General features: G+C 75.1%; 2 protein-coding genes and 1 pseudogene. All 3 read right to left on the reverse strand.

Annotation, left to right across the window (positions count from 1 at the left end; genetic code table 11):
* The coding region (locus H5J30_RS33420) for an FAD-dependent oxidoreductase (protein ID WP_181791488.1) at positions 1-342 on the reverse strand (342 nt) is incomplete at its 3' end.
* The gene (gene panC / locus H5J30_RS33425; RefSeq protein WP_181791490.1) at positions 339-1,244 is read right to left on the reverse strand and encodes a pantoate--beta-alanine ligase; all 906 of its coding nucleotides are present in this window, start codon (positions 1,242-1,244) and stop codon (positions 339-341) included. The genes H5J30_RS33420 and panC, both read right to left, overlap by 4 nt.
* Before the next feature lie 12 nt (positions 1,245-1,256).
* Positions 1,257-1,371 (reverse strand): annotated as a pseudogene (locus tag H5J30_RS37200) (oxidoreductase); the annotation flags it as partial.

The raw sequence follows: 1,371 nt of genomic DNA on the forward strand, positions 1-1,371 counted from the left end.
GTCGAAGGCGGCGCCGGTGGCGATGAGGCGGCGTACGGCGGCGGGGCCCTCGGTGACGAGGGTGCGTACGGCGTCCTCGTCGCACAGCCCGGCGCCCGCGACGAGGGTGTCGGCGAGGTGCTGCTCGGGGGTGTCGCCCTCGCCGAGGGCGGCGGCGATGCCGCCCTGGGCCCAGCGGGTGGAGCCGTCGTCGAGGTTGGCCTTGGTGACGACGGCGACCCGGCGGCCCGCCTCGGCGCAGCGCAGCGCGGCGGTGAGGCCGGCGACGCCGGAGCCGACCACGACGACGTCGGTGTCCAGCACCCAGCCGGGGGCGGGGGCCCCTAGCCGTATCGCGGTCACCGGGTACCTCCGAAGGTGAGGCGGATGTTGTCGATGAGGCGGGTGGCGCCGGCCTTGGCGGCTACGGCGAGGACGGCTTCGTCCCCTGTCGTGCCGTCGGTGATCGGTGTGAAGTCCGCGGGGTCCACCAGCGCGGCGTAGTCCAGCTCCAGGGGAGGCGACAGCTTGCTCGCCTCGTGCAGCACAGACTGTGCCGCTGTCAGCGCTTCGCCCGGGCCGCCGCGCACCTCGCGCGCCGCGAACAGCGCGCGGGACAGCGCGAGCGCGGTGCGGCGCTCCGGCGCGGAGAGGTACGCGTTGCGGCTGGACAGGGCGAGCCCGTCCGGTTCGCGTACGGTCGGCACGCCGAGGATCCGTACGGGGAAGTTCAGATCGCGCACCATCCGTGTGATCAGCGCGAGTTGCTGGGCGTCCTTCTGCCCGTACAGCGCCGCGTCCGGACGCGTGAGATGCAGCAGCTTGGCGACGACGGTGAGCATGCCGTCGAAGTGCCCCGGGCGGAACGCCCCCTCCAGCCGCTCCCCCATCGGCCCGGCGCTGATGCGCACGTGCGGCTCGCCGCCCGGGTAGACCTCGCCGACGGACGGCGCGAAGACGACGTCCGCGCCCTCCTTGCCGGCGAGCAGGACGTCGGCGTCGAGGGTGCGGGGGTAGCGGTCCAGGTCCTCGCCGGGGCCGAACTGCAGCGGGTTGACGAAGACGGTGACCACGACCTGCCCGTCCGGGCCGACTTCGGCGCGGGCGGCACGGACGAGGGCGGCGTGGCCCTCGTGCAGCGCGCCCATCGTCATCACCACGGCGCGCGCCGGGCGCCGTGGTGCGGTGCCAGGCGCTTCCGGGGGCGCATGCGCCCCCGGCGGCTCCGGCAGCTCCGCGGCTTGGTGTACGAGTAGAGCGGTCATCGTCGCCGTCCCTCAGCGTCCTCCGTCGGCGAGGACCCCGAGCAGGTCCTCGGCCAGCTCCGGCTTGAGCAGCCCGCCCGCGAGCGCGCGGTCCGCCGTCGCCCGGGCCATCGCGACATACGCCGGC

Origin of the sequence: Streptomyces phytophilus (genome assembly GCF_013870535.1) — a bacterium.
Classification (GTDB): domain Bacteria; phylum Actinomycetota; class Actinomycetes; order Streptomycetales; family Streptomycetaceae; genus Streptomyces; species Streptomyces phytophilus.